At 69.4% G+C, this 3,739-nt stretch carries 3 protein-coding genes; 2 read left to right on the top strand and 1 reads right to left on the bottom strand.

The annotated features are described in order from the left end of the window. A partial coding sequence (locus QZV94_RS23895; RefSeq protein WP_293682801.1) for an RES family NAD+ phosphorylase occupies nt 1-720 on the top strand: 720 nt, incomplete at its 5' end. Nucleotides 721-850: 130 nt separating this feature from the next. Here QZV94_RS23895 and QZV94_RS23890 read toward each other — a convergent pair. After that, nucleotides 851-1,537, bottom strand: a complete 687-nt coding sequence (locus QZV94_RS23890) for a hypothetical protein (protein ID WP_293682800.1) — start codon at nt 1,535-1,537, stop codon at nt 851-853. Nucleotides 1,538-1,755: 218 nt separating this feature from the next. On the opposite strand from QZV94_RS23890, the gene QZV94_RS23885 reads away from it, so the two are divergent. Beyond that, the coding region (locus tag QZV94_RS23885) for a strawberry notch-like NTP hydrolase domain-containing protein (protein WP_293682797.1) at nt 1,756-3,739 on the top strand (1,984 nt) is incomplete at its 3' end.

Here is a 3,739-nt window from a genome sequence, read left to right as displayed (position 1 = left end):
CGCCGACTGCAGACCGAAAATTACTTCGCGATCGAGCCCGACCTTGCCGCCTTGATCGAGAAGGTCGAGGACCGCATCGCCGTCGTTGAGCCGGCCGGCCAGATCTATTTTCGCGCCAGGCTCGGCGTCGCTGGCCGGTTCAACAGGTCCAACGGTTTCCACGCTGACACGGTTTATAAGCCTTACCAAGACGAGGCCCTCGGGGCGCCGCCGCCGCAGATCGCCCGGGAGGGCCGACTGAACCGGGAGGGCGTGGCCTTCCTCTACTTGGCGTCCGACATCGAGACGGCCTGCGCGGAGATACGGCCTCATCCCAGCCATCAGCTTTCGGTCGGCCAGTACCGCAGCCTGCGGCCACTACGGCTGGCCAACCTCGAGGCTGATATCGCCGCCTTCGCGACCAGCGACACCCAACTGGACCTCTACGCCTTCGTCTACGCGGCCGACCAGGCCATGAGCCTCCCAGTCCGACCCGAGCAATCCGGCCGCTACTCGATTACCCAGCTGATCGCTGACGTGCTGCGCCAACGCGGCTTTGACGGTGTAGCGTTCAAGAGTTCGCTCAACGATGGCGGCCGCAACGTCTGCGTCTTCCAACCCAAGGACTTCGATTATGTGACCGGCTCGGCCGTGGTGCAGAAGGTCAAATCCCTGCGTTACGAGTTGGTCCCGTCGATCAGCGTGCTGGAACCCGATATCGGCGACTATCCGCTGGACTGAGGTCGGCGCCTTCCTTGGCGTCCATGATCTTGCGGCGGCGTCGCGAGGTGTTGGCTCAAGCCCTGGCATAGAAAGGGCCGCCAAGCCGAAGCTTGGCGGCCCTCATCGCCACCGAACCCTGCGTTCCAGGTTAGTGCTCGATGGAGATCTTGATCGCGCTCTCGGGCACGCCGAGGCTGATGGCTAGTCGGCGCTTCGCCTCCGGGATTGTCAGGGCGGCCTCTTCGGCGGAAGGCGCGGGGACCGCCGGAACGGCGTCATCATCGACCTCGTCATCGAGGTCCTCGTCGCCCACGCCGCCCGGCAGACTGTCCTTAGTTAGATTGAGCACGCCGATCGCCGGATGCGCCAGGCCGGCGCCCGCGCCCACGTGGCTGACAGGGTCCTTGGCGTCCTTCTCGTAGAGCGAGACCCAGAGCCCCCGGCCGGCCGGCAGGGTGTGCTGGGCCGCTTTGCGGGCCGCGAACGCGCGGTTGAAGCGATCGCGGGCCTCATCGCCCGGGATCATGTGGATGCGCGCCTCGGTCGGGTTGGCCTTCTCGTTCACGGACGCGGCCACGACGTAGTCGACCTCGTCGAGCGTGACCCAGCCATCCTTGCCGCTGCGGTCGCGGGGAAATGCGATCCAGGTGTCCTGTGAGGTGCGGATCGACACCTTGTGGCTTTCCTTGCCGCGGGTGATCAGCCGCAGGCTGGCCTTACCGCCGCGCGGCACGCGCGAAACCGTCCAGCCCTCCTTCTCCAGGGTTTGAACGGCGAAGGCGAAGAGCCCGCGCTTCGTGGAGCGCTTCTTCGGCGTTCCGCTGACATTCGTCATGTTCGTGTCTCTTTTGAGAAAGGTGTCGCTGGACCGCCATCACGGTTAAGCGTGTCGATCAATTCTGGTCAACAACTTTCTTGGAGCTATAGAAGGTGATGGAAAGATGTTGTGGCGTTGTCGCTGTCTTTTGGAGGTGAGGGGGAAGGGATTGGACGGGCGAGCCCGTCGGGACTGGAGGGAGGAGCCCTTCGCCGCGGGTGAATGGACGCCCCGCTATGAACGCCCTGCTTCCCCTGTTCGCCGCCGATACCGGCGACCACCACCGACCCGCCAACCTCTTGGCCGCCGCCCGCGCCCTAACCCCGCAGCTCAATCGGTCCCGTCCGCTGGACCGAAAGCTGGTGGCCAATGTCATGACCATGGCCTTTGGCGCCTCGGACGCGGAGGGCGCCTGGCTCTGGCGCGACGCCTATGACGCCATCGAGGCGGCCCTGGTGCTGCAGATCCGCCGCTTGGCGCCCCAGGTCGGACGCCTGGAGGACGCGCCGGCCGAGATCGTCGCCCTGCTGGCCAACCTGGCCGAGCTCAGCCTCACCCACACCCGCCGTAGCGAAGAGCAGGTGGCGCTGGACCAGTTCTCCACCCCGCCCCAGTTGGGCGCCCTGGCCGTGCTCGCCGCCCAGGTCCGGCCGGGCGACCAGGTGCTGGAGCCCTCCGCCGGCAGCGGCCTGCTGGCCGTCCTGGCCGAGGCCTGCGGCGGCGCCCTGACCCTCAACGAACTGGCCGCCGGCCGCGCAGGGATGCTGGAAGGTCTCTTCCCGCTCGCGGTCCGCAGCCAGCAGGACGCCCGCCATCTTCGCGACACCCTGCCCGGGTCGGGCGGGTTCCACGCCGTGGTCGCCAACCCGCCCTTCCAGCACCTGGAGGCGCACTTGCACGCGGCCCTGGACTGCCTGGCCGATGGCGGCCGGCTGGCGGCGATCGTGCCGGCGCGGCTGTTCGAGGATGCGCCGGCGCTGCGCGCCCTTGCCGCCCGAGGCCCGATCCGCCTGCGACTGGCCTTCCCGGCCCGGGCCTACGCCAAGCACGGGACCTCGGTCGAGACCGGCCTGCTGGTGATCGACCGCAGCGTGCCTGGCGGTGAGATTCCCGCCGTCGTCGTGGCCGACAGCTTGGCCGACGCGGCCCAGGCAGCCGCGGCCATCGAGGCCCGAGCGACCGCGCAGCCGCGCCAGTTCCGCACGGTGTCCCAGGTCTCCGTCCTGGCGCCTCGCGCCCGGGCCCTGGCCGCGCCGTCCAACCGGCTGGCCTTCCTCGCCACGTCCGCGCCCCTCGCCTACGAGGCCTGCGCCTGGTCGGGGGAGGGCCACGACGTCGGCCTCTACCAAGCCTACGCGCTCGGCCGCATCCGCTTCGCCACCTCGCGGCCCCACCCCTCCCCGCTCGTGGAGTCCGGGCCCATGGCCTCGGTGGCGCCGCCGGCGCCGACCTATCGCCCGGTCCTGCCGGTCCGCATCACCGACGACGGGCTGGTGTCGGACGCCCAGATGGAGACGGTGATCTACGCCGGTGAGGCCCACGCCCAGGTGCTGCCGGGGTCGTGGATCCTCGGTGACGCCCCGCACCAGGTGATCCTGGTCAAGGACGATCACCCCGGTGCGGTGTCGTTCCGCAAAGGCTTCTTCCTCGGCGACGGCACCGGCTGCGGCAAGGGCCGGGAGATCGCCGGCGTCATCGCCGATAACCTGGCCCAGGGCCGGTCGCGCGCGGTGTGGCTGTCGAAGAACGACGCCCTCCTCGAGGACGCCCGACGCGACTGGAGCGCCATCGGCGGGGCTAACGCCGACATCACCCCGCAATCGGCGTGGAAGCAGGCTGACGCCATCCGGATGGACCGGGGCATCCTGTTCTCGACCTACGCCACCTTGCGCCAGCCGGCGCGGGGCGACCGGCGCTCGCGGCTGGACCAGATTGTCGATTGGCTGGGGGCCGACTTCGATGGCGTGATCGTCTTCGACGAGGCCCACGCGATTGCCAACGCCGCTGGCGGCGGCAAGGGCGCCCGCGGCGCCAAGAAGGCCTCGCAGCAGGGCCTGGCGGGCCTGGCGCTGCAGAACCGGCTGCCCAACGCGCGCATCCTCTACGTCTCGGCGACCGGCGCCACCACGCCCGAGAACCTGGCCTACGCCGCCCGTCTGGGTCTCTGGGGCGGGCCGGAAGCCCCCTTCCTCACCCGCGACGCCTTCATGGATGCGGTTG

The organism is uncultured Phenylobacterium sp. (genome assembly GCF_902826855.1).
Taxonomy (GTDB): Bacteria; Pseudomonadota; Alphaproteobacteria; order Caulobacterales; family Caulobacteraceae; genus Phenylobacterium.
Note: the sequence above shows the minus strand (reverse complement) of the source record. Positions and strands in the feature narration are given on the sequence as shown.